The sequence below is a fragment of the Enterobacter sp. H2G27 genome (genome assembly GCF_054403075.1).
The window spans coordinates 1759922-1784401 of sequence record NZ_JBSVSI010000001.1 but is presented as its reverse complement, the minus strand read 5'-3'; the positions used below and the strand labels follow the sequence as shown (position 1 = coordinate 1784401).

Below are 24480 nucleotides of genomic sequence, written 5' to 3'. Positions count from 1 at the left end.
ACACAGAGAAAAGGAGCTATAGATGAAACGGTTACCCTGGATTACCGCCCTGCTGTTAATGAGTGCCTCGACGGCCGCGCTGGCGGCACCGGATTCCTGCGAGCGCGTGAAAAGCGACATTCAGCAGAAGATCGTCAACAACGGCGTGCCTGAGTCAGGTTTTACGCTGAACATCGTGCCGAACGACCAGGCCGACCAGCCGGGCACGCAGGTGGTGGGCCACTGCGCTAACGACACGTTTAAGATTTTGTACACCCGCACTGGCAGCGGTGCGGCAGCTGAACCTCAGTAATTGAGCTTCAATCCACTTTGATTTGATAAGGATTAATATTTAGTCTCCCCAAATTAGTGACACTCACCCCATCATTAGCCCGGATATCATTTCGGGAAAAATAATACGCAATTATAATGATGGGGTGAGCCATGTCCGATGCTGAAAATCACGGCGGAATTAGCCGTCGAACTCTCGTGAAATCTACGGCGATAGGTTCTCTGGCGCTTGCCGCTGGTGGGATCTCGCTTCCATTTGGTCTTAAAAGCGCTGCCGCCGCGGTGAAGGGCGCCGTCCAGCCCCCTGAAGATACCGTCGTGTGGGGCGCCTGCTCTGTCAACTGCGGCAGCCGCTGTGCGCTGCGTCTGCACGTGCGTGACAACGAAGTGTACTGGGTCGAAACGGACAACACCGGCGAGGATGTGTATGGCGATCACCAGGTGCGCGCCTGCCTGCGCGGACGTTCAATCCGCCGCCGCATCAATCACCCTGACCGTCTGAACTACCCGATGAAGCGCGTGGGCAAACGCGGCGAAGGCAGGTTTGAACGCATCACGTGGGATGAAGCGCTCGACACTATCACCGCCAGCCTGAAAGACGTGGTGGCTAAATATGGCAACGAAGCGGTGTATATCAACTACTCTTCCGGAATTGTCGGCGGCAATATCACCCGCTCTTCCCCTTACGCTTCGCTGGTGGCGCGCCTGATGAACTGCTACGGCGGTTTCCTGAGCCACTACGGCACCTACAGCACGGCGCAAATTGCCTGCGCGATGCCCTACACCTATGGCAGCAACGACGGCAACAGCACCTCGGATATCGAAAACACTAAACTGGTGGTGATGTTCGGCAATAACCCGGCGGAAACGCGCATGAGCGGCGGCGGGATTACATACTATCTTGAGCAGGCCCGCGAGCGGTCCAACGCGCGCATGATTGTTATCGACCCGCGCTACACCGACACGGCAGCCGGACGCGAAGATGAATGGATCCCGATCCGTCCTGGAACCGATGCCGCGCTGGTGGCGGGTATTGCCTGGGTATTAATCGACGAAAACCTGGTCGACCAGCCGTTCCTGGATAAATACTGCGTTGGCTACGACCAAAAAACGCTGCCGGAAGGCGCGCCCGCTAACGGTCACTACAAAGCGTATATTCTCGGCCAGGGCGATGACCACACGGCGAAAACGCCGGAGTGGGCCTCACGCATCACCGGCATTCCTGCAGAACGCATCGTTAAGCTTGCCCGGGAAATTGGCTCCGCGAAGCCGGCCTATATCTGTCAGGGCTGGGGACCCCAGCGTCAGGCGAACGGCGAGCTGACCTCGCGCGCCATCGCGATGCTGCCGATCCTCACCGGAAACGTGGGGATCAACGGCGGGAACAGCGGCGCGCGAGAGTCGACCTACACCATCACCATTGAGCGTATGCCGCTGCCGGATAACCCGGTCAAAACGCAAATCTCCTGCTTCAGCTGGACGGACGCCATCGCCCGCGGGCCGGAAATGACCGCCCTGCGCGACGGCGTACGCGGAAAGGATAAGCTGGACGTGCCGATTAAGTTCATATGGAACTACGCGGGCAATACCATCATCAACCAGCACTCCGATATCAATAAAACCCACGATATCCTGCAGGATGAAAGCAAGTGCGAAATGATTGTGGTCATCGATAACTTCATGACGTCGTCAGCGAAATACGCCGATATCATCTTGCCGGACCTGATGACCGTCGAGCAGGAAGACATCATTCCTAACGATTATGCGGGCAATATGGGCTACCTGATTTTCCTCCAGCCCGTGACTGCGCCGAAGTTTGAGCGCAAGCCCATCTACTGGATCATGAGCGAAGTGGCGAAACGCCTCGGGCCGGATATCCATCAGAAATTTACCGAAGGACGCACGCAGGAGCAGTGGCTGCAGTATCTGTATGCCAAAATGCTCGAAAAAGACCCTCAGCTGCCGTCCTATGACGAGCTGAAAAAAATGGGCATTTACAAGCGTAAAGATCCGAACGGACATTTTGTGGCCTATAAAAAGTTCCGCGAAAACCCGGATGCCAATCCGCTGAAAACGCCTTCGGGCAAGATTGAGATTTACTCCAGCAAGCTGGCGGAGATTGCGGCCACCTGGGAGCTTGAAAAAGATGAGACCATCAGCCCTCTGCCCGTCTATGCCTCGACCTTTGACGGCTGGGATGCGCCCGAGCGCGCGCGGTTCCCGCTGCAGCTGTTTGGCTTCCACTTCAAAGCCCGTACCCACTCAAGCTACGGTAACGTCGACGTGCTTAAAGCAGCCTGCCGCCAGGAGGTCTGGCTTAATCCTGTTGATGCCGAAAAACGCGGTATTAAGAACGGGGATACGGTGCGCGTGTTTAACGATCGCGGTGAGGTGAGAATTGAAGCGAAAGTCACGCCGCGCATCATGCCCGGCGTGAGCGCCATGGGCCAGGGTGCCTGGCACGACGCCAACATGAACGGCGATCGTATCGACCACGGCTCATGCATCAACACGCTTACCACGCACCGCCCGTCGCCGCTGGCAAAAGGCAACCCGCAGCACACCAATCTGGTGCAGATCGAGAAGGTCTAAAAAGTGAAGCGCATGACCGTTGTTTATTCTATGGTCTATAAATTGGTTTAACACAGTCGCGCGGGCGAAATCCGCGCGAGCAAGGAAGATGTAATGAAAGACGTCTCACAGCGTGAATCGTTCGCGTTTAGCGCCCGCGTACTGGGCGCGCTGTTTTATTTTTCACCCGACAGCGAGCAGGCTGCTCCGCTGGTCAAGGCCCTGACCGCGGGCGACTGGGTTCAGGACTGGCCTCTGCCGCCGGAAACGCTGCAGCCCATTGACGAATCCTTTGCCTCGCCTGCCGACGAGCCGCTGACGGACGCGTGGCAACGGCTGTTTATTGGCCCTTACGCCCTGCCCGCTCCGCCGTGGGGCTCCATCTGGCTCGACCGCGAATCCGTGCTGTTCGGCGACTCGACCCTCGCCCTGCGTCAGTGGATGCGGGAGAACAATATCGCGTTTGAGATGCAGCAGAACGAACCGGAAGACCACTTTGGGACATTGCTGCTGCTGGCAGCGTGGCTGGCCGAGAATGGTCGCGATGCTGAGTGCGATCGGCTTCTGGCCTGGCACCTGCTGCCATGGAGCACCCGCTTCCTGTCCGTATTTGTCGACAACGCCGGGCATCCGTTTTATACCGCGCTGGGTAGGCTTGCGCAGCTGACGCTCGCGGACTGGCGCTCCGGGCTGCTTATTCCGGTTGCGGAAAAGACGCTGTATCGCTAAGGGGTGTGGCTTGCTCGCGGATGGCGGGCAAGCCAGGATGGTTTAAACCTCTCCTCCTGATTCACTCGCACTCTCTTTACTTTGAATGAACCGAAGTGCCAGGTAGAGGTCTGGCGCCAGAATCATGTCATCATCATTCATTGTTGGCCGACTCTCTTTAAACCAGCGGGTTAACTCTGTTTTCCTGCCCGCAAGGATTAATTTTATCTGTCGACCTTTCAGATCGCGCTTTAACTCATTAATGGTTGCCAGAACGCTGATGTCTGAATAGGTGAAGCAGGCAACGGCATCAATGACCACCCATTTAGGCTGTAAGGCAGCCCCATCAACCAGGTTCAAAACCCGACGTTTAAAATAAGCCACGTTAAAATAGGTCAACGGCGAGTTAAATCGATACATCAGCACGCCCGGGACCATTTTAATATCGTTCGTATTTCCTAATGAGTGAATCATTCCATCGTCGTCAGTGCCCAGCAGGTGCTCAGAGGGACGAAACACTGTACGAAGGAACTGTAACAGGCCAAGCAACACCGCAAGGCCGATCCCCTGGATAACGCCGATAATTAAAACGCAGCCAAACGTGAAAAAGGCCAGACGAAATGCCTGCTTATTTCTGCGCCTCAGGTTCCATAATCCACGTAAATCGATTAATGACCACGAGGCATACATTAGAACTATACCTAACGCAGATACCGGAATGTATTGTAATGGCTGAGTGAAAAACACCACGACAATACCGATGATCAAAGCTGCGACCACCGAAACCAGCTGACTTTTCCCCCCAACCGAATCATTAACCGCGGTCCGGGAATCGGCGCCACTGATAGCAAACCCCTGAGATAACCCCGACATAATGTTCGCAATACCCAGCGCGCGGAACTCTGCATCAGCATTAATTTCATAGCCATTTTTCGCGGCGAAACTGCGGGCGGTCAGCATCAGGCTGACAAAACTGACCAACGCCAGGTTCAGCGCCGGGATCACTAAATCACGCATCGGACCGGGCTGGAACGCCCCCCAGTTAACGATGGGTAAACCGGGATGGAAGCCTTCTCCCCCAATCGTGGCAATTCCATACTGTTGCGCAGAGGTCACCCATACCAGCGCCGTTGTTATCACAATAGCAATTAAAGGCGCTGGCCACTGGCTGCGATACGTTTTAATCGCCATTAAAATAATTAACGTAAAAAGGGATATCCCTACGGTTAATAAATGGCTATCTGAAAGTCGGCCTGGCAAGGCGATTATTTTTTCAATAACCTGCGCCTCATCAAGCTTAATCGCCAACACCTTGCCTAGTTGCCCGACAATAATCGTCACCGCTACGCCGTTAAGCAGGCCGGTAAGAATGGGATGAGAAAGCAGATCGGCAAGTGCGCCCAGGCGGAATTTACTGGCAAGCAGGCACCACCCGCCCATCATCAATGTCATGATAATTGTCAGCTGCCAGTGTAGTTCGGGATTCCCCGCAGAAAGCGGAAACACGACGGCCGCAATCACCGCGCATGTCGTTGCATCTGGGCCCACAATAAGCTGGCGTGAAGAGCCAAACAGTGCGTAAGCTATCATTGGTAAAACGCAGGAATAGAGCCCTACAATTGCCCCAACACCCGCCAGCTCAGCGTAAGCAATCGCAACGGGTAGCGCTACAGCCGCAACGGATAACCCGGCTTTAACATCATGTTTTAGCCAGCTTTTATCGTAGGCTAACAAATTTTGTAAACCTGGCATGTAGTTTAACAATAGTTTTCCGAACACATTCTTCTCCGGACAGGGATATTTGCCACGTCATGCTGGCACACTTCTCAGTGAGGTTCTGGCTTTCAAATGCTCCGGACTGAGGCCGCCGCCTCTCAGTTCCTGATAAAACTACAGCCATCGTACTTTTCTGACTGGTATTAAACATAGTTCATAAACTACCCCTTAGCCGGGGTTGGCCTGGCCGGACGCTGCAGTGCTGCACGCTGGTAATCTCACCTTCTCTCATATCGTCTGGAATAGCGATGTCATAGAGTCGAGAAAACTATCTCGGTCAGGTTAGCGCGAAATACCAGCCATCGATCGTTCTTACGCTTAACGCCATATGACGTCCAAAACGTTATAAATAAGCATGTGCAATCTCCGCGCATAGTCATGAGCCTATGAATCTATGATACATACGTCAGACAGATCGGCGAGTATAAAAGGCCAGCGTCCACTCCTCGCTCAAAACTGCTTCAGCAACTATGGAACAACAGCGTTACTTTCACAATTTGCTGTAGACACCTTTATTGATATAGCTTTATCGCACGGCTGATTTCGTCACCGCTAAACATCCTAAAATTTCATCCATGGAGTAACTATTGTTCCTTTGAATTTTCATCTGATTCCGGCGAATAGTGCTGAAAAACACATGCCAGCTTATTCCCGTCAGGATCGCGAAGATAGGCAACATAAAAATCGGGGCCGTACGCGGTTCGTGTCCCTGGCGCGCCTTCATTTTTCCCTCCCGCAAGAAGTCCTGCTGCATGGAAACGTCTGACAAGGTCCGCGTTATCTGCACGGAATGCGAACATTGTCCCGTTTCCCGCCGTTGCGGGATGCCCGTCAAAAGGAGGGCAAATACAGAAGCTGAATCCCTCATCCGGATGATTTTCATCTCCCCACATTGCCCAGTTCTCTGTCCAGGCAGGCAAACGTGAATAGCCAAGCACGTTAAAAACAGCGTCATAAAACGCCACGGAGCGCTGAAGGTCATTTGTACCTATGGTGATATATGTCAGCATCTTGTCACCTCCTCTTTGCCGTTTATCTGAGCAGACATTATACCTGGGGCTATGAATTAAGGGGTTATAAAAAAGCGGATTTTGAGCATTGTAAGCGTGTGGGCGAAATGGTTTGCTGAACATGTTCTGTAAGGCGATCTCAGCCCCCGCCCCATTACGTGAGTATCTCAAGTTTCCGTATATATGCTAAAATTTTTGCAACTGCAGATCGAAAATCCCCCTTTAAAATTTCAGTACGTTAGCCAAAGCGAGCGAATATGGATAATATTCCACATAAGCAGATAGTCCTGAAAAGATACTCCGCATGGCTTTGGTGCGGAAGTTTCTATCTGGCGACATTGAATTGCTCTGCAGATGAAATAAATCTGTATTCAATTAACACTGGCTCATACGTTTATCATCTGACAAATAATCACGGACAATACACGGAGAACTTTGAAAACAAGTTTATATCCGTGGAGCGGAAATTCTCGGATACGTCGAAATATAGTGTTGTGCTAGGCACAATGAAAAACAGCTTTAATGACAGATGTCTGGCCGCCGGCGTAAGAAGAGACTGGGCTGGATGGAATAACGGTTGGGTTTTTAAGGGAATCTATGGATATGTAGGCGAATTTTTCTTTGATACTTTCGATGATTGTGGCGACCATGGTTCATACCATGATTTTAAAAAAGTAACAGGGATAGGTTTTTCTCCCTACATATATCATGGATTTCAGTATAATTTTACCTCTTATTTTGGTATGGATGTGGGTATTATCATCCCCTCCGTTTTTGTCATCACGGCCCAATGGAGCTTTAGATAAATCCGTCAACCATGTGTGCAGTGCTGTAACTGCCCGTAAGGGGAACCGCCCCACCGTCTCAACCGGAGGGGCTTAAATTACCGCTGGTGCACGCTCAAAACCACAAGCTAAAAACTATACGTCACCTTCAAACTCCCCGTAGGTGACGTTTTGCGTTGCACAATCGGGCTGCCCCCTGCATCCCCCGTCAGCTGCGTCACACCCGCTGAGGCAAGTACGCTCCAGCGCGAGGTGAGCTTGTGGGTCCAGTCAAGGTTCATCGACCAGGCATAAATCCCGGCCCCGGCGTCATGTCGGGCAAAACCCGATGCGGCCGATTGGGCGGCGTTTACCCCGTAGTACGTCTGCATATACTTGTCCGATCCCCAACTGCCGGTCAGCGCCAGCGCCACCTCATTTTTTGGTGAGGTGTAGAACGGGCTGGAAATACCAAAATGTACCGCTTCACCGTTGTCTCTTTCAGAAACCGGTACCTCAACCTGCAGCTGCAGATGAAGCCAGTCGGTCACCTTATACTCAAGCCCGGGCACTACGATAGCCGAGCCTTTAATCTTCCCCATTCCTCGCAGCTCGTCGCTGCCGGAGCCGATCGAATCGCTGCTCACGTCTTTATCTTTACGGCCCGTTCTATAGCTCAGCGCTGCGCTGTAATCCAGGTTGCCGATGTTGTTACCGTAACCGATCCCTCGCGTGGTGCCGATAAAGAATCCATTTTCCATGGAATAATCCACTACCTGAGCCGCTGAGACGCGGGTTTTATCTGAACCCGAATAGCGTGGTCCTACGTCCACGCCGCCCCCCAGGGTTAAGACGTTACCCTGCCGCTGTTCTTCCGCCAGCACAGGCGTAGCCAGTAACGCCAGAACGACGCCCGGCACGATGGTTTTCAGGCAGCGGCCCGAAAGTAAATGAGGGAACGTATGACGCAGTTCGATGTTTCTCATTAAGGAAGTCCTTATGGATTCAAATGATGACGATGCATGCGGTTAACCGCCAGAACGCCCATTTTGAATACTCACCCTAAGGTTCTTATGAGCCGAAAATGAAGAAACGCTGAAGCGCAAGCAGGTGCTGTATACCAGGCTGATTTCCTGATACCGTTTCTTCTTAAGATGTTCTTCATTCACGGTTGATACCGTTACCAATGTGAAAATTCTACTAATCGAAGACGACCTGGATCTCGGCAATGGCGTACGTATCGCTCTCTCAGATCAAGGGTTTGACGTCATATGGGTTCGCCGTAAAGAGGATGCGCTGCATCAGCTTGACGTCTGCGTGCCGGAACTTATTTTGCTCGACCTCGGCCTGCCCGACGGAGATGGCATGAGCCTGATGACGCGTTTGCGTCAGCAGCTCAAGGGGATCCCGGTCATCATCCTGACGGCGCGAGGAACATTGCAGGATCGCCTGCGGGGGTTGGATGCCGGCGCGGACGACTATCTCGTCAAACCTTTTATTCTCGCCGAGCTGCTGGCGCGAGTGAGGGCTCTTGCACGGCGCAGCTACGGTTTTGAGAATGAGGCGATAGAAATTCGCGGGCTCTCTCTTCATATACCGACGCGTCGCGTGACGGTGAGCGCGCGCCATATCGATTTAACGGCCAGTGAATACGCGCTGCTGGAAACGTTGATGCTGCGCGCGGACCGCGTGCTGACCCGGCGGTTTCTGGAAGAAAGGATATTCGGCAACAAAGAGAACCTCAGCAACGCGCTCGACGTGCATATGGGAAATTTACGGCGAAAAATCGGCGACGGCTATGTGCGAACGGTCCGGGGCGTCGGGTACGTTATTGATACCGTCTCAATACAGAAGGTGACCGGTTGATGCAAAACGTCTGGTATCACCTGAGGCGACCGACGCTGGTACGGCGAATTACCATCGCCCAGATGCTGCTGCTTACCCTGCTGTGGTGTCTTTTTTTAACCTTCATTCTGTGGGAGGACCTGCGTAGCCCTCCTATCATCACGGGCAGCAAAACGTACGAAACCGTTTTTACCCTGGCTGAGCGTATGGACGGACGCCCGCAGGATCGTACCGCCGTGCTGGAGGCCTTCAGCAAGGCGCTGCGTGAAGGTTACGGCGGAGGGGAAGATCCCCTGCTGTCGATTAACCTCATCGTTCGCAAAAATAATACCGTTATTTTTTCATCCGACGGAGCACCCGCAGGGGTAACAAATACCCGACAAGGTGAAATGGAGCACGTTCAAAGTGAAGGTCGCATCTGGACCAGCCGAACCCTGAAATCGCCCAACTCCGACGTGGAGGTAACCCTTTTCACCCCTGCCAGCGGCTGGAACTTCTTTATCTACCTGAACTCGCGCGGATACTACATTCTGCCGCTGCTGGTTTGTTTCCCTTTTCTGCTGTTTCCCGCATGGCTCTCCATCCGCATTGCGATGCGTCCGTGGAATAAGGTGGTCAATGAAATTACGTTACGCACGCCGGACGATCTCTCTCCGTTAAAAGCCGTACCGAAGCACAGAGAGCTTCGCCAGATGGTGGACGCGATCAATGACTTCCTTGCCCGGGTGCGTGAAAGCGCGGAAAGGGAGCGGGTTTTCATCGCGGATGCCGCACACGAGCTGCGTACGCCCCTCGCGGCGATGCGCATCAACGTGGAGGCGCTGCAGTCCTGGGTCATCAGCGAAAGCCAGCAGGAGCTGCTTGCCGGCGTGATCCGCAGCAACAGCCGCGCCGCACGTCTCGTCAATCAGCTTCTGCTGATGATGCACAGTGAAGCGAGTATTGATACGGTCATGGAGCCCGTGCCGCTGACGACGCTCGTCCAGGAACGCATGGCCGAGCTGGAACCCTTAGCGTCTGCGCGCAGGATCGAGCTGGAATTCTTTGCCGAGGATGAAGTCTGGATCCCCGGCGCCAGGGAACGCCTGGTGTCGTTGATTGATAATCTCATTGAGAATGCGGTGAAGTACAGCCCCGAGGGCGGGCGGATTCAGGTCGACGTGCGGGCGGGCGATCGCGTCGTCCAGCTGCGCGTCTCCGATGCGGGCCCGGGTATTCCGGTCGAGCTGCAGGAGCGCGTGTTCGACCGCTTTTTCCGCGATCCTAATCAGGTGCAGAGCGGCAGCGGGCTGGGACTTGCCATCGTTAAAGCGGTGGCGCAGCAACACAACAGCAGCGTAAACCTGACAACCTCTGCAGAAGGTGGCCTCCTGGTGACGGTAGACTTCCCGAACCGCACGTTTAGCTAAAGCAGAACAGGGGGTTTGATCGCAAATGCCGCAGATTGCTTCAAAAAAATTACCGTGTTTGTTATATTGTTGTTTATTGCTTATTCACCTCTGCGGTGCCAAAAAGAACAAGATTCACCGCAACCCAGGACAGAGAAATGTTAGATTACCGCTTCCCGACAGCTTTGCAGATGGTTCTCAGCGTAGCGATGGCGGAGCAATTGGGTGAACGTTCGACGAGTGCGATTCTGGCCTACGGTCTGGAAGCGAACCCGAGCTTCATCCGCAAATTGATGGTTCCGCTGACGCGAGACGGCATTATCGTCTCAACGCTTGGCCGTAACGGCTCCATTCATCTTGGTCGCCCGCCGGAAGAGATCACCCTGCGCGACATCTACCTTTCGGTCATCGAAGATAAAAAGCTGTGGGCCTCCCGCCCTGACGTGCCGGCCCGCTGCGTGGTCAGCGCCAACGCCTGCTGGTACTTCAAATCCATTTCTGAAGAAGCCGAAGAGGCTTCGTTAGCAGTACTGGCCCGCCATACCGTGGCAAGCGCCCTGGAAGCGGTGAAAAACGCCGACAGCAGCGGATGGGATCCACTCCCCGACCTTATTGCCCAGTATCAAAAAACGTCATAACGTTTTACCTGATGCGAAAAAAAACCGCCTTCACTATGAAGGCGGTTTTTTATTATCGGCAACGTCCTTACGCGGGCAGAACGTCCCTTTCCTCTTTTTTCCCACGCGTCACGAACTTACGCAGCGTCACGTAGAACACCGGCGTCAGGAACAGACCAAACAGCGTCACCCCCAGCATGCCGGAGAATACCGTGATCCCCGTGACGCCGCGCACTTCTGCGCCAGCGCCGTGACCGAGGATCAGCGGAATGGTCCCGGCGATAAAGGCGATGGAGGTCATCACAATCGGGCGTAAACGCAGGCGGCAAGCCTCCAGCGCGGCCTCCATGATGCCTTTGCCCTGAATTTCAAGCTCGCGGGCAAACTCCACGATAAGAATGGCGTTTTTACAGGCCAGCCCCATCAGCACCACCAGCCCCACCTGCACGAAGACGTTGTTATCGCCCCCGGTCAGCCAGACGCCAAACAGTGCGGAGAGCATGGTCATCGGCACGATGAGGATCACCGCCAGCGGCAGCGTCCAGCTTTCATACAGCGCCGCCAGCACCAGGAACGCCAGCAGCACCGCCACCGGGAAGACGATCAGCGCCGTATTGCCCTGAGTGGCCTGCTGGAAGCTCAGATCCGTCCATTCAATGTTCATCCCGTTTGGCAGGATCTGCTTAGACATCGCGTCCAGCTGCGTCATCGCCTGCGCAGATGAGAGCACGCGCGGGTCGGCATCGCCAATCAAATCCGCCGCCGGATAGCCGTTATAGCGAATCACCGGATCCGGCCCGTAGGTGGTCGTGATTTTCACCATACTGCCAATCGGCACCATTTCGCCCTGGCTGTTGCGGGTGCGCAGATTCGCAATATCTTCCACGCTGTCGCGGAACTGCCCGTCGGCCTGCGCCATCACGCGCCAGGTTCGTCCGAACTGGTTGAAGTCATTGACGTACGACGACCCCAGATAGGTTTGCAGCGTCCCGAAAAGATCGGTCAGCGACACGCCCTGCGCTTTCGCCTTATCGCGGTCAACCTGGACGTCCAGCTGCGGAACGTTAGCCTGGTAGGTTGAGATCGGGAAATGCATTCCCGGGGTCTGCATAATCGCACCGGACATGGTGTTCACCGCGTTCTGCAGCGCGCCATAGCCCAGACCGCCGCGATCCTGGATGTACAGGGAATAGCCCGACCCCTGACCCAGCCCTAAAATCGGCGGCGGCAGAATGGAGAAGCCAAAGCCTTCCTGGATTTGCGCGATTTTCGCATTAATTTCCGCATTAATTTCCGCAGCGGAATGTTTACGCTGATCGAACGGCTTCAGGCCAAAGAACACCGTACCGGTATTCGGCGTATTGGTGAACTGCAGCGCGTTCAGCCCCGGAAACGCGACCGCATAGTCCACGCCTTCGGTATTCATCCCGATTTCGCTCATTTTGCGGATCACCGCGTCGGTACGCGCCAGCGAAGAGCCTTCCGGCATCTTCACACCGCCAATCAGGTAAAGCTTATCCTGCGTCGGAATAAACCCGCCGGGCACCGCTTTAAACATGACGCCTGCGGCACAGAGCAGCAGCAGATAAACCACGAATACCGCGCCGCGTCGTCCCAGCGTTTTACCCACCAGTCCCTGATAGCCGTTTGAGCTGCGGAGGAAAAAGCGGTTAAACGGACGGAAAATCCAGCCGAACAGACGATCGATAAGCCGGGTCGGGAAATCCTTCGGCGCGCCGTGCGGCTTTAACAGCAGTGCCGCCAGCGCCGGAGAGAGCGTCAGCGAGTTAATAGCGGAGATCACCGTCGATATCGCGATCGTCACCGCAAACTGCTTGTAGAACTGACCGGTAACGCCCGAGAGAAACGCCATCGGCACAAATACCGCGCACAGCACCAGCGCAATCGCGATAATCGGCCCGGACACTTCACGCATCGCCTGGTGCGCGGCCGCAAGCGGCGCAAGCCCCTCTTCTATGTTTCGCTCGACGTTTTCCACCACCACGATGGCGTCGTCCACCACGATACCGATGGCGAGCACCAGCCCGAACAGGCTGAGGGTATTCAGCGAGAAGCCGAGCAGGTAAAGAATGCTGAAGGTACCCACCACCGACACCGGCACCGCGATCAGCGGAATGATCGACGCGCGCCAGGTTTGCAGGAACAGAATGACCACCAGCACGACCAGCACCACGGCTTCCAGCAGCGTTTGCACCACCGCACGGATCGAATCGCGCACAAAGACCGTCGGATCGTAAGGTGCCGCCCACTTCATGTCCGCCGGGAAGCGCGTCGACAGTTCGTCCATTTTCGCGCGCACCGCGTTAGACAGATCGATGGCGTTCGCCCCCGGCGACTGGAAGATACCAATCCCGACCGCATCTTTATTGTTAAGCTGGGAACGCAGAGCATAGCTCCCGGAGCCCATTTCAATCCGCGCCACGTCGCGCAGGCGGACGACAGTACCGTCCTCCGTCGTTTTCAGGACAATATTGCCAAACTCTTCTTCGGTGTGCAGACGCCCCTGGGCGTTAATGGAGATCAGGAAATCGCTTTCTTTCGGCAGCGGCTCGGCGCCAAGCTGACCGGCGGAGACCTGTACGTTTTGCTCCTGCATCGCCGTGACCACGTCCGAAGCGGTCAGCCCGCGCGCCGCCACCTTATTTGGGTCCAGCCACACGCGCATCGCGTATTCGCCTGAGCCGAAAATCTGGATCTGGCCGACGCCGGGCAGACGCGCCAGCTCGTCCTTCACCTTCAGCGTGGCGTAGTTGCGCATATACAGCGAATCGTACTTACCGTTTGGCGAAAACAGATGCACCACCAGCGTCAGCGTGGGCGACTGCTTCTGGGTGGTAATGCCCAGACGCCGCACGTCTTCCGGCAGACGCGCCTCGGCCTGCGCGACGCGGTTTTGTACCTGAACCTGCGCCTGATCGGGGTCAGTCCCCGGACGGAAGGTGACGGTGGTCACCAGCACGCCGTCCGAGCCCGCGACGGATTTCATGTACATCATGTTCTCAACGCCGTTGATCGCCTCTTCCAGCGGCGTCGCCACGGTCTCGGCAATCACTTTCGGGTTAGCGCCCGGGTACTCCGCGCGCACCTGCACGCTTGGCGGCACGACGTCAGGATATTCGCTCACCGGCAGCAGCGGGATGGCGATTAACCCTGTGATAAAAATCAGAATCGACAGGACGGCAGCAAAGATCGGCCTGTCGATGAAAAAGCGGGAAAAGTCCATGGGTTGGATTCTCAGGTCAAGGGATCAGTTGAGGGCGCTGGTGGCGGTCATGGCAACGGTTTTGGCGTTAACCGGCATACCCGGCATAAACACTTTCTGTAAACCCTCGACGATGACTTTGTCGCCAGGATTCAGCCCCTGCCGCACGATGCGTAAACCGTCTACCAGACGACCCGGCGTAATGTCGCGACGCTGCGCTTTCCCCTCTTTATCGACGATATAAACGTATTTACGATCCTGATCGGTCAGCACCGCCTTGTCGTCAATCAGCGTGGCTTTGAATTCCGCGCTGCCCGGCAGGCGTACGCGGGCAAACAGTCCCGGCGTGAACTGACGCTGTGAGTTATCCAGCAGCGCGCGCATGCGGATTGTCCCGGTGCTCGGCGTGAGCTGGTTATCCAGGAAATCCACTTTGCCCTGATGGGGATAACCCTCCTCGCCCGTCAGGCCAATCTCAACCGGCAGCGCCGTGTGATTGCTGGACGCCCCCTGCCCGCTGCGGGCCAGATTTTGATAGTGAAGATAGGTTGACTCGTCCACGTCAAAGTAGACGTACACCGTCTTCTGCGAGACCAGCGTGGTGAGGACGCTGGCGGTATCGCCCGCAGTCACCAGGTTCCCGCTGGTGATCAGCGCCCGGCTGGCGCGACCGTCGATAGGCGCGGTCACTTTGGTGAAGTCCAGGTTGAGCTGGGCTGCGTCAACCGCCGCCTGCGCGGCGCGAATGTCGGCCTGCGCCTGAACGGCAGCCGAACGTCGCTGCTCCCACTCTTCCCGTGAGACCAGATGGGTATTGATCAGCTTATCGGTACGGTTAGCCTCACTTTGCGCGAGGCTGGCCTGCGTTTTGGCCCTCGCCAGGTTCGCCTGCGCCTGTTCCAGCGCGGCGCGATAGGTACGGTCATCAATAGTGAACAGCACCTCGCCCTTCTTCACTTCCTGGCCGTCGGTGTAATTCACCTTATCAATGTAGCCGGAAACGCGCGGGCGCAGCTGAACGCTCTCCACCGCTTCAATCCGGCCGTTAAAGCTATCCCACTGGCTAATCGATTTCACCACCACGTCAGCGGCACTCACGGCAGGCGCAGGTGGCGCGGCATTTTGCGCGACGCTGTTATCGCATCCGACGAGCAGCACGGAGAGCAATATTGCCCCCAGCGCGCTCAGAGGAGAGTTACCCCAGGTTTTTTGCAGGCTCATTATTTTTATTCCAGTAATTGTCGCCACCGGGCAAGACGCAGCAGGAGGCACCGCGCCACTTCCTTTGTCCGGGGGCTGTCTTCAGGCCATTTGTGTCGTTCATCGCCACAAAACTGTAACAGTTGCGAATACACTATTCGCGGCGATTGTAGGAAGGCGCTTAACTAAGTGCAAGAATAATTGTTGCACTTTATGTGCTATTTGAGCGGATGTGAAAAGACCCGTTTCGGTCAGGGATTTAAATGCAACAATAAAACTTGCAATTACTGAAAAAACGCGCCACCTTTAAATGCAACAGACAAAGATACTTTTTCATCCGCTGCGTGGGGGTAACCAGATGAACACTGGCGCATTTATGCATGATTTACTCGACTGGATCGACAACAACCTGGACAGTCGCCTGGACATTGAGACCGTCGCCAGGCGTTCCGGCTACTCGAAATGGCACCTCCAGCGCCTGTTCAAAGAGCATACGGGCTATCCCCTCGCCGGGTATATTCGTGCGCAAAAGCTGCAAAAATCGGTTGAGCGGTTATCCCACAGCGACGAACCGATTCTGAACGTGGCGATCGCGCTGGGCTTTGACTCCCAGCAGTCCTTCAACCGCAGCTTTAAGCGTCAGTATGGTCAGGCGCCTGGGGCATGGCGGCGCAGTATAGGTGGCCCCGCAACGCAGCAGCTTCACCAATAATGCATATTTTGCTGCAACGTCGATCTGTTGCTGATATACTGTATATAAACACAGTATAGCGAGGTGCACGATGGCTGTTGAAACAAAATTTGTTGTCGTAAGAAAAGGTGAAGAGAAAATGACATTTGCCAGTAAGAAAGAGGCTGACGCTCACGACAAGCTGCTTGATATGGCCGACGCGTTCACCGACTGGCTGTTGCAAAGCGGAATGCAGATGGATGAAACGCAGGCTGAAAACCTTGGCCTGTATCTCGCCGAGCAGAAAGAGACCGTGCAGCATATTCTTCGTACCAGCAAGCTTCCCGATCTCACTGCTCCAGCGGTAGCGGATAAAACAGAATCCGATGCGGCTGACACGAAAAAAATCAGGGCAGTGAAAGCGGCCTGATTGTCTGAACAATCATCACCAATTTTGAACTATTCACCAGGCCCGGCAGCCAATTCCGGGCTCCCCCTTTGCCAGAGATTCGCTTCTTAATAATTGCTCTTTCATTCTTAATTGACAGTCATTGCACGTCATGCCTGCGATCGTTTTTTAACTGATGGCTTCATCAGGTATAAATATTGCTGATGTCTTATAAAACATTTTAATAATGAAGGAATTAGCTGCAGTTCGTAGTGATCTTCATGTTTGGATGAGATATAACCTGCTGCGGAAATTAACATTCTTGTAACGTTGATAAGGCTAAACAAATGAAGCAGGTTGGTATTGTTGGTTGGCGAGGAATGGTTGGTTCTGTTTTATTACAGAGAATGGTCGAAGAGAACGACTTCGACGATATCTCAGCGCATTTTTACAGTACTTCAAGCGCCGGGGCCGCCGGTCCAGTCATTGGCGGCGTCAGCTACACACTCAAAGATGCTAATTCTATCAGTGACCTGGCCGAAATGGATATCATCATTACCTGTCAGGGCGGTGATTACACAAAAGCAATCTATCCTGCTTTGATTAATTGTGGCTGGCAAGGCTACTGGATTGACGCGGCCTCAGCGCTACGGATGGATGAGAAAGCCTGCATTATTCTCGACCCCGTCAATCGCCCCACGATTGATCGTGCCGTTAAAGAGGGAATTAAACTTTTTGTCGGTGGCAACTGTTCCATCACGCTGAGTCTTATGGGGCTGGCAGGGTTGATTAAGGCTGACCTGATCGAATGGATGAGCGTTATGACCTATCAGTCTGCATCAGGTGCGGGAGCGCAATATGTCAGGGAATTAATTGTTCAAAGTGCCTGGATCAGTGAGCATTTGTCCTCTGATGAACTGGCATCATCAGGTTCAGTGCTGCCTTTAGTCAATAAAGTCAGTGCGTTAATTAACAGCGCTGACATGCCGATACAGAATTTCGGCGCGCCTTTAATGGGCAGCATTATACCGTGGATTGACAGCGATTTAGGGGATGGTAATAGCCGTGAAGAGTGGAAAGGTGAAGCCGAAACAAACAAAATTCTTGGTTTGTCTCCTGGTGCGATCCCGGTAAATGGATTGTGTATTCGTGTTGGCGTGATACGCTGCCACAGCGCCGCAATCACCATGAAGCTCAGGCGTGACGTCAGCGAAGAAGAATTTGCAGCGTTAGTGACGCATTCTCATCCCTGGGTTAACTATGTGCCCAATAACAAGGTTGAAAGCGTCAGTAAATTGACCCCGGCTTATATCAGCGGTTCGCTTCAGGTTGGTATTGGCCGTTACAAGAAAATGTCTCTCAACAACGATCCAATATATTCGGTTCTGACGGTTGGCGATCAGCTATTGTGGGGAGCGGCGGAGCCCTTGCGCCGCATGTTGAATATTCTGCTGGGCAAAATCTAAGACATATTTTCTGAATAAAAGCATCTATTGAACAGGTGCTTTTATTGTATTGTCTCAGCAGGTTCGTGCCAACGCCGCCAAAATCATTTCACGCGCGTGACGCAATACCGATTTTATTTCGCCTGCCGGGATATCAGCGAGCCCCAGTCCGCGTAGCAGGAATATGCCTTCTACAGCGAGAAACGCGTGCCTGACATCGGCCATCTCCTCTCCAGCCTCGCGTAGCGGTTCGAGAAGTGTGCGATACAGGTTGCGAACGGGCGCCAGCATACCTGGCGCATGCACGAGAGCCGTAATAAGAAACGCCGCCATCTGTGTTACAGCATCCTCTTCCTCCAGCGCTTCCTCGATGTGCGCAAGAATTAATTCTCGTGGCCCTGCGGCGGTATCTGTAAGACGCTGACTGACTGCCTGCTGGAAACGCGTCACTTCGCGCTCAAGCACGGCGTATATCAGGCCATCCTTTGATGAAAAGGTATACACAAGGCCGCCTTTACTGATGCCAGCACGTTCCGCGACGGCATCCAGCGTAAATACGCGCCCTCCAGACTCAAGGATGATGCTTTCAGCAGCATCTAAAACCTGCTCCCGATCGATTTCTTTTTTGCGCGTCACGATTTCCCCTTGCTTAATTCGACTGATCAGTCGGATAATGTTTTCGACTGGCCAGTCACATTAGCACTGCAAGCCTTGCCCGACAAGATTGCAATGCGTTCATTCCCTGATAAACCTATGAAAGGCAAGAAAATGAATGAATTATTACTCTCTGCAGCACTCGCACATTTTGTGATGAAAGTGAACGATGTTGATGCCAGCTATGCATTTTACCAGGGGCTAGGCCTGCGTGCGCTCGACAAATTTCCGGGCATGGCGATTATTGAGTTACGCGGCGGCACCCATTTATTGTTGACCGAAAAGGATGTGCCTGAAACGCAGAGTCTGCATATCAGCCGCGTTGGTCAGCGGCCAGATTTTGCTGCAGAAAAAATTGATCTCATGATCGCGGGCCATTCCAGATCGGAACTTGAAACGTATCGAACTGGCCTCATCGCAAAGGGATATTCAGCTCAGGAAATTGCGCAGGAAACGCTATTTGGACATCATTATTTTTCCCTGCAGGATCCGGATGGAAACGGTATAAGTTTCTATACCAGCCACTGTAGCCAACAGCCTGTTTAAATCAGTTTTAGACTGCGAAGTGCTCTCCGAAAATGCTTCGCACTACTACCTTCAGCTGCCCCCACCAAATTTTGCCCCAGCCTCTGACGCACAACGGGTGTATTGTTTTAGACAATTCATTCCTCTAAAGGACACCTGCGCAATGATCACCATCCTCGGCAAAACCACCTCCATCAACGTTCGTAAAGTGCTCTGGACCTGCGAAGAAGCGGGCGTAACCTATCAGCAGGAAGATTACGGCAGCGGTTTCGCCTCGACGGAAACGGATGCCTTCCGCGCCCTGAACCCCAACGCCATGGTGCCGGTGCTGATTGATGGCGATTTCGTGCTGTGGGAGTCCAATTCCATCTGCCGTTATCTGGCGCGCAAGGCCGAACGTCACGATCTGCTGCCCGCAGAACCGCAGGCCTGCTCCAACGTTGAGCGCTGGATGGACTGGCAGGCCACTGAATTTAACAACGCCTGGCGCTATGTCTTCCCGGCCCTGGGGCGTAAAAACCCGGACTTTAACGACCCTGAGCGCATTGCGGCAGGAATCAAGGAGTGGAACCACTGCATCACCATTCTGGAAAACCAGCTGCAGCGCACCGGGGCTTTTGCGGCGGGCGAGACGTTTACCCTTGCGGACGTGGTGCTTGGGCTGTCGGTGAATCGCTGGAAAATGACGCCGTTTGATAAGCCAGACGTACCCGCCATTGTGGCCTGGTTCGAGCGCCTTAACCAGCGTCAGGCATTTTTGCGTCACGGCAATAACGGCATGGTGTAAAACTTAATGCCTGAATGAATACCGCAACGGGGCTGTTTTATTTAATTACGAAACCCTGAAAGTCATCAGAGGGAATAATAATTAAGCTCTATCCTGGACAGCCCGTTGAATCGCTTTGCTAGCCTGAATAGGCAGGCAAAGCTCAACCCGGAGGTATTCTTGCTGATAAGACTCAAGAAAGAACGAACGCATAAGGAGGATCGCCGGCTTGCTCTCTGGCTGGCGACCTCGGCAGGTTTGCTTAACGCCATCGCCCTTGGGGCATTTGGTTTTTTTCCCTCACACATGACCGGCAACACCTCACAGTTATCCAGCGAAGTTTCTTCTACCGATCTGAGCGATATTATTTTCTTCGGCTCGATCATTCTCTCATTTGTGGCTGGCGCCATTATTGCGCGCACGATCGTCATATGGGGTATTATCCATAACGTCAGGCTGGTTTTTTGCCAGATCCTTTTTGTCGAGGGGATATTACTGACCGGCGTTTCCTTCTACGAAATGTATTTCCATGCGCTCAATAGCAACCGCGAAATTATTCTTTTTCTCTGCTTTCTGATGGGCATTCATAATTCCACCTCCACGCAGCTTTCCGGCGGACGGGTAAGATCGACGCACATTACCGGCACGCTAACGGACGCGGGGATTTCCCTGGCCTCCGTAATGGTGGCGATGCTGCGCAGGGATTACTCCAAAGATACGGCGGCACAAAAAAGTCAGCTAAAAACCCACTTAACCACCCTGTTTTCCTTCATTACGGGCGGTATCGCGGGGCTGCTGCTGTTCCGATGGATTGGCTTCAACGCCATGCTGGCGCTGGGGTTGATGCTTGCGGTTGTCGCCGTGGTATCAATTATCACCGTCTCGTCGCGGGTTCGACGAGTGCGTGCCACTCTATGAAGGTTGTGCCATATTTTCGGTGTAAGAGCTCTTTCGATGTGACGTTGTCACATCGAAAGATTCGCTTTAGGACTATTCTGCCCGCTACACAATCAGCCCTTACGCCATAAGGCTTAACACCAGGTTGTCACTGTTTTCATAGGGTTACTGATTTTACCCCTTCGCTGGAACCCTTCCCAAACGCTTGCTATAGGTGAAATACCCCTGCCGAAACATGGCATAACAACAGGCAACCGGTGGTTGCTATAACGCATGCGCACAGGGAGACACACCGCAATGCACCCATTACTCAAACGTTCGCTGCTGTTTGTCGGCGCCATTATCGTGGTTCTCGCCCTCCTCGTCTGGGGGATCGGGCTGGAAACGATCAAGGCGCGTAAGGTTGACCTGATCTATCTCGGGCAACAGCATATGATTCTGGTTTTCTCATCAATGTTCTTTGCCCTGCTGGTGGGTATTCCGGCGGGTATTCTGCTGAGCCGCCCGGCCGCGCGGGGAATCTCCGAATATGTGATGCAAATCTTCAACGTAGGCAACACGCTGCCGCCGCTGGCCGTGCTGGCCCTGGCGATGGTGGTGATTGGCATTGGCGATACGCCCGCCATCATCGCCCTGTTCCTCGCCTCGCTGCTGCCGATCGTGCGTAATACTTATGCCGGGCTGTGCTCGGTCCCGCCGTCGCTGCTGGAAGCGGCAAACGGCATCGGGATGACCAAATGGCAGCGTCTGCGTCAGGTTGAGCTGCCAGCCGCCTGGCCGGTGATGCTCTCCGGCATTCGCATTGCGACCGCCATTAACGTTGGTACCGCGCCGCTGGCGTTCCTTATTGGCGCCAGCAGCTACGGCGAGCTAATTTTCCCCGGCATTTATTTGAACGATTTCCCGACCCTGATCCTCGGCGCGGCGGCCACCGCCCTGTTCGCCCTGATCCTCGATACCCTGCTGGCGGCGCTGGGTCGCGTGATGAGTCCCCATCTCCCCCGATAACAATAACAAGGAGCTTTTATGAGACTGTTTTCCGGCCTGACGGCGCTGTGTGCCGCGGCGCTGTTCACCAGCCAGGCGATGGCGGCCCCGCTGATTCTGGCAACCAAGAGCTTTACCGAGCAGCATATTCTCTCGGCGATGACCGTGCAGTACCTGCAAAAGAAAGGATTCCAGGTTCAGCCGCAAACCAATATCGCCACGGTGATTTCCCGTAACGCGATGATCAACAAGCAGATTGACATGACCTGGGAGTACACCGGCACGTCATTAATCATCTTTAACCACATCAACAAGCGCATGTCGCCAGAGGAGTCTTACGAGACGGTGAAACGCCTGGACGCGAAGCACGGTCTGGTCTGGCTCAAGCCCGCCGACATGAACAATACCTATGCGTTCGCCATGCAGCGCAAGCGCGCCGAGGCGGAACATATCAACACCATGTCGGAGATGGTGGCGAAGATTGAGCAGATCCGTAAAACCAACCCGGACAAAAACTGGCTGCTGGGCTTAGACCTGGAATTCGCCGGGCGTAGCGACGGTATGAAGCCGCTTCAGGCCGCCTATAAGATGGACCTGGACCGCCCGCAGATCCGTCAGATGGACCCCGGACTGGTCTATAACGCGGTGCGCGACGGCTTCGTCGACGCCGGGCTGATTTATACCACCGACGGCCGCGTGAAGGGCTTCGACCTCAAGGTGCTGGAAGATGATAAAGGCTTCTTCCCGAGCTATGCGGTGACGCCGGTGGTACGTAAAGACACGCTGGAGGCCAACCCCGGCCTGGAAGAGGCGCTCAACACCCTCTCGGCCCAGCTCAACAACGACGTTATCACCGAGCTGAACAAGAAGGTGGATATCGACCATCAGTCACCGCAGCAGGTCGCCCGCGATTTCCTGCGTAGCAAACAGCTGCTGTAGGAGGCGCTATGGAGACGATTCACTACATTCTGGACAACTGGGACTACCTGTTAACCCTGACGCTGCAGCACCTGTGGCTGGTGGCGCTGGCCGTGGGCTTAGCCATTCTCATCGGCGTACCGCTGGGCATTCTGATTGTCCGCCACAGGTGGCTGGCAACGCCGGTGCTGGGGATTGCCACCATCGTGCTGACCATTCCGTCCATTGCGCTGTTTGGCCTGATGATCCCGCTGTTTTCGCTGATCGGTCAGGGAATTGGCGCCCTGCCCGCGATCACGGCGGTATTTCTCTACTCGCTGCTGCCGATTGTGCGTAACACCCATACGGCGCTCGACAGCCTGCCGCCCGGCCTGCGTGAAGCCGGACGCGGTATCGGCATGACCTTCTGGCAGCGCCTGCGCTGGGTCGAAATCCCGATGGCGCTGCCGGTGATTTTCGGCGGGATCCGCACCGCCGTGGTGATGAACATCGGCGTGATGGCGATTGCCGCGGTGATCGGCGCGGGCGGTTTGGGCCTGCTGCTGCTCAACGGCATCGGCGGAAGTGATATCCGCATGTTGATTGCGGGCGCGCTGATGATTTGTCTTTTAGCTATTGTGCTCGACTGGCTGCTGCACCGTCTGCAGGTGGTTCTGACTCCGAAGGGGATTCGATAATGATAAAACTGGAAAACCTCACCAAACAATTTTCACAGAAGCACGGCCAGACCTTTAAGGCCGTCGACAACGTCAACCTGAACGTGCCTGAAGGGGAAATGTGTGTGCTGCTGGGCCCGTCCGGCTGCGGGAAGACCACCACACTGAAGATGATTAACCGCCTCATTACCCCAAGCAGCGGGACGATCCTGATCAACGGCGAAGACACCAGCGGGATGGACACCGTCACACTGCGCCGCAACATTGGCTACGTGATCCAGCAGATTGGCCTGTTCCCGAACATGACCATCGAAGAGAACATTACCGTCGTGCCGCGCATGCTGGGCTGGGATAAAGCGCGCTGTAAAACCCGCGCCGAAGAGCTAATGGATATGGTGGCGCTGGATCCGCATAAGTTCCTGAATCGCTATCCGCGCGAGATGTCCGGCGGCCAGCAGCAGCGCATCGGCGTGATCCGCGCCCTGGCGGCGGATCCTCCGGTACTGCTGATGGATGAACCTTTCGGCGCGGTGGACCCGATCAACCGCGAGGTGATCCAGAACCAGTTCCTGGAGATGCAGCGCAAGCTGAAAAAAACCGTCATGCTGGTGAGCCACGATATCGACGAAGCCCTGAAGCTCGGCGACCGTATCGCGGTGTTCCGTCAGGGGAAAATCGTGCAGTGCGCCAGCCCGGACGAACTGCTGGCGAAACCAGCAAACGAGTTTGTCGGCTCGTTTGTCGGTCAGGACCGCACCCTGAAGCGCCTGCTGCTGGTATCGGCGGGCGACGTCACCGACCAGCAGCCGACCATTACGGTGCGGGGCTCTACTCCGCTTTCCGAAGCCTTTGCGACCATGGATGATAATGATATTCGCGCAATTACCGTAGTCGACGAGCACGGCAAGCCGCTGGGCTTTGTGAAGCGTCGCGAAGCGCGTAACGCCAGCGGGACCTGCGCCGACATCCTGCATCCGTTCCGCATGACCGGCAAGGCGGAAGACAACCTCCGCGTGGTGCTGTCACGCCTGTATGAGAGCAACACCAGCTGGATGCCGATCGTAGATGAGGACGGGCGCTACAACGGCGAGATTTCTCAGGACTATATTGCCGAGTATCTGAGTTCAGGTCGTACGCGCCGGGCGCTGAATATTCACACCGACAGCTAACCTTTCTGGCCGGGCATTGCCCGGCCTTTTCGC

General features: G+C 54.7%; 23 protein-coding genes. 17 read left to right on the top strand and 6 right to left on the bottom strand.

From position 1 onward, the window contains the following. The first annotated feature begins 22 nt into the window (after window positions 1–22). The 3 genes from ACW9E7_RS08510 to dmsD all read left to right on the top strand — a co-directional run bounded on the left by ACW9E7_RS08510 (window position 23) and on the right by dmsD (window position 3570). Window positions 23–292, top strand: a complete 270-nt coding sequence (locus tag ACW9E7_RS08510) for a DUF1161 domain-containing protein (protein ID WP_021241220.1) — start codon at window positions 23–25, stop codon at window positions 290–292. 131 nt (window positions 293–423) lie between these two features. After that, window positions 424–2862, top strand: a complete 2439-nt coding sequence (gene ynfE, locus ACW9E7_RS08505; RefSeq protein WP_133294308.1) for a selenate/tellurate reductase subunit YnfE — start codon at window positions 424–426, stop codon at window positions 2860–2862. A gap of 93 nt (window positions 2863–2955) precedes the next feature. Beyond that, window positions 2956–3570, top strand: a complete 615-nt coding sequence (gene dmsD, locus ACW9E7_RS08500; RefSeq protein ID WP_367897248.1) for a Tat proofreading chaperone DmsD — start codon at window positions 2956–2958, stop codon at window positions 3568–3570. A gap of 42 nt (window positions 3571–3612) precedes the next feature. Here dmsD and ACW9E7_RS08495 read toward each other — a convergent pair whose 3' ends face one another. Beyond that, a complete protein-coding gene (locus ACW9E7_RS08495; protein ID WP_136194780.1) occupies window positions 3613–5328 on the bottom strand; it encodes a SulP family inorganic anion transporter in 1716 nt (571 codons plus the stop codon). Between the two features lie 581 nt (window positions 5329–5909). Next, window positions 5910–6335, bottom strand: coding sequence for a VOC family protein (locus ACW9E7_RS08490; protein WP_136194779.1), 426 nt, complete (start codon window positions 6333–6335; stop codon window positions 5910–5912). Window positions 6336–6592: 257 nt separating this feature from the next. Between ACW9E7_RS08490 and ACW9E7_RS08485 the strand changes: the two genes are divergently transcribed. Further along, window positions 6593–7141: a hypothetical protein gene (locus ACW9E7_RS08485; protein WP_232057384.1), complete on the top strand. Its 549-nt coding sequence runs from the start codon at window positions 6593–6595 to the stop codon at window positions 7139–7141. A gap of 107 nt (window positions 7142–7248) precedes the next feature. On the opposite strand, the gene ACW9E7_RS08480 is transcribed toward ACW9E7_RS08485, so the two are convergent. Further along, entirely contained in the window at window positions 7249–8085 is an 837-nt protein-coding gene (locus ACW9E7_RS08480) for a MipA/OmpV family protein (protein WP_458727569.1), read from the bottom strand. Between the two features lie 202 nt (window positions 8086–8287). Between ACW9E7_RS08480 and ACW9E7_RS08475 the strand changes: the two genes are divergently transcribed. The 3 genes from ACW9E7_RS08475 (at window position 8288) to ACW9E7_RS08465 (ending at window position 10970) form a co-directional block, all read left to right on the top strand. After that, entirely contained in the window at window positions 8288–8965 is a 678-nt protein-coding gene (locus tag ACW9E7_RS08475; protein ID WP_111965744.1) for a response regulator, read from the top strand. Next, window positions 8965–10353 (top strand): sensor histidine kinase, encoded by a 1389-nt coding sequence (locus ACW9E7_RS08470; protein ID WP_133294303.1) that lies wholly within the window; start codon window positions 8965–8967, stop codon window positions 10351–10353. Before ACW9E7_RS08475 ends, ACW9E7_RS08470 begins: the two co-directional genes overlap by 1 nt. A 137-nt stretch (window positions 10354–10490) precedes the next feature. Then, entirely contained in the window at window positions 10491–10970 is a 480-nt protein-coding gene (locus ACW9E7_RS08465) for an RrF2 family transcriptional regulator (RefSeq protein WP_029739386.1), read from the top strand. Window positions 10971–11037: 67 nt separating this feature from the next. Here the strand turns inward: ACW9E7_RS08465 and oqxB are convergent, their stop codons facing one another. Both oqxB and ACW9E7_RS08455 read right to left on the bottom strand, forming a co-directional pair. Then, window positions 11038–14193, bottom strand: coding sequence for a multidrug efflux RND transporter permease subunit OqxB (gene oqxB / locus ACW9E7_RS08460; protein ID WP_149366796.1), 3156 nt, complete (start codon window positions 14191–14193; stop codon window positions 11038–11040). Between the two features lie 24 nt (window positions 14194–14217). Next, complete coding sequence (locus ACW9E7_RS08455; protein ID WP_274243029.1) at window positions 14218–15393, bottom strand: efflux RND transporter periplasmic adaptor subunit; 1176 nt, start codon at window positions 15391–15393, stop codon at window positions 14218–14220. 337 nt (window positions 15394–15730) lie between these two features. Between ACW9E7_RS08455 and ACW9E7_RS08450 the strand changes: the two genes are divergently transcribed. The 3 genes from ACW9E7_RS08450 (at window position 15731) to asd (ending at window position 17896) form a co-directional block, all read left to right on the top strand. After that, on the top strand, window positions 15731–16084 hold the full coding sequence (locus ACW9E7_RS08450; RefSeq protein ID WP_458727568.1) for a helix-turn-helix domain-containing protein: 354 nt from the start codon (window positions 15731–15733) through the stop codon (window positions 16082–16084). A 70-nt stretch (window positions 16085–16154) separates the two neighbouring features. Next, the gene (locus tag ACW9E7_RS08445; RefSeq protein WP_059365166.1) at window positions 16155–16472 is read left to right on the top strand and encodes a YebG family protein; all 318 of its coding nucleotides are present in this window, start codon (window positions 16155–16157) and stop codon (window positions 16470–16472) included. A 305-nt stretch (window positions 16473–16777) separates the two neighbouring features. Then, window positions 16778–17896, top strand: coding sequence for an aspartate-semialdehyde dehydrogenase (asd, locus tag ACW9E7_RS08440; protein WP_111965739.1), 1119 nt, complete (start codon window positions 16778–16780; stop codon window positions 17894–17896). A 54-nt stretch (window positions 17897–17950) separates the two neighbouring features. On the opposite strand, the gene ACW9E7_RS08435 is transcribed toward asd, so the two are convergent. Beyond that, a complete protein-coding gene (locus ACW9E7_RS08435) occupies window positions 17951–18511 on the bottom strand; it encodes a TetR/AcrR family transcriptional regulator (protein WP_115874924.1) in 561 nt (186 codons plus the stop codon). A 9-nt stretch (window positions 18512–18520) separates the two neighbouring features. Between ACW9E7_RS08435 and ACW9E7_RS08430 the strand changes: the two genes are divergently transcribed. The 7 genes from ACW9E7_RS08430 to osmV all read left to right on the top strand — a co-directional run bounded on the left by ACW9E7_RS08430 (window position 18521) and on the right by osmV (window position 24447). After that, the gene (locus ACW9E7_RS08430; RefSeq protein WP_288459461.1) at window positions 18521–19075 is read left to right on the top strand and encodes a VOC family protein; all 555 of its coding nucleotides are present in this window, start codon (window positions 18521–18523) and stop codon (window positions 19073–19075) included. Between the two features lie 142 nt (window positions 19076–19217). After that, entirely contained in the window at window positions 19218–19841 is a 624-nt protein-coding gene (locus tag ACW9E7_RS08425) for a glutathione S-transferase family protein (RefSeq protein ID WP_458727567.1), read from the top strand. Window positions 19842–20000: 159 nt separating this feature from the next. After that, on the top strand, window positions 20001–20738 hold the full coding sequence (locus ACW9E7_RS08420; RefSeq protein WP_133294297.1) for a YoaK family protein: 738 nt from the start codon (window positions 20001–20003) through the stop codon (window positions 20736–20738). A gap of 276 nt (window positions 20739–21014) precedes the next feature. Further along, complete coding sequence (gene osmY, locus ACW9E7_RS08415) at window positions 21015–21725, top strand: osmoprotectant ABC transporter permease OsmY (RefSeq protein ID WP_143345036.1); 711 nt, start codon at window positions 21015–21017, stop codon at window positions 21723–21725. Between the two features lie 18 nt (window positions 21726–21743). After that, window positions 21744–22643: an osmoprotectant ABC transporter substrate-binding protein OsmX gene (gene osmX / locus ACW9E7_RS08410; protein ID WP_048030685.1), complete on the top strand. Its 900-nt coding sequence runs from the start codon at window positions 21744–21746 to the stop codon at window positions 22641–22643. Window positions 22644–22651: 8 nt separating this feature from the next. Further along, window positions 22652–23299 (top strand): osmoprotectant ABC transporter permease OsmW, encoded by a 648-nt coding sequence (gene osmW, locus ACW9E7_RS08405; protein WP_021241193.1) that lies wholly within the window; start codon window positions 22652–22654, stop codon window positions 23297–23299. After that, on the top strand, window positions 23299–24447 hold the full coding sequence (gene osmV, locus ACW9E7_RS08400; protein WP_111965732.1) for an osmoprotectant ABC transporter ATP-binding protein OsmV: 1149 nt from the start codon (window positions 23299–23301) through the stop codon (window positions 24445–24447). The genes osmW and osmV overlap by 1 nt, the downstream gene beginning before the upstream one ends. Window positions 24448–24480: the final 33 nt, after the last annotated feature.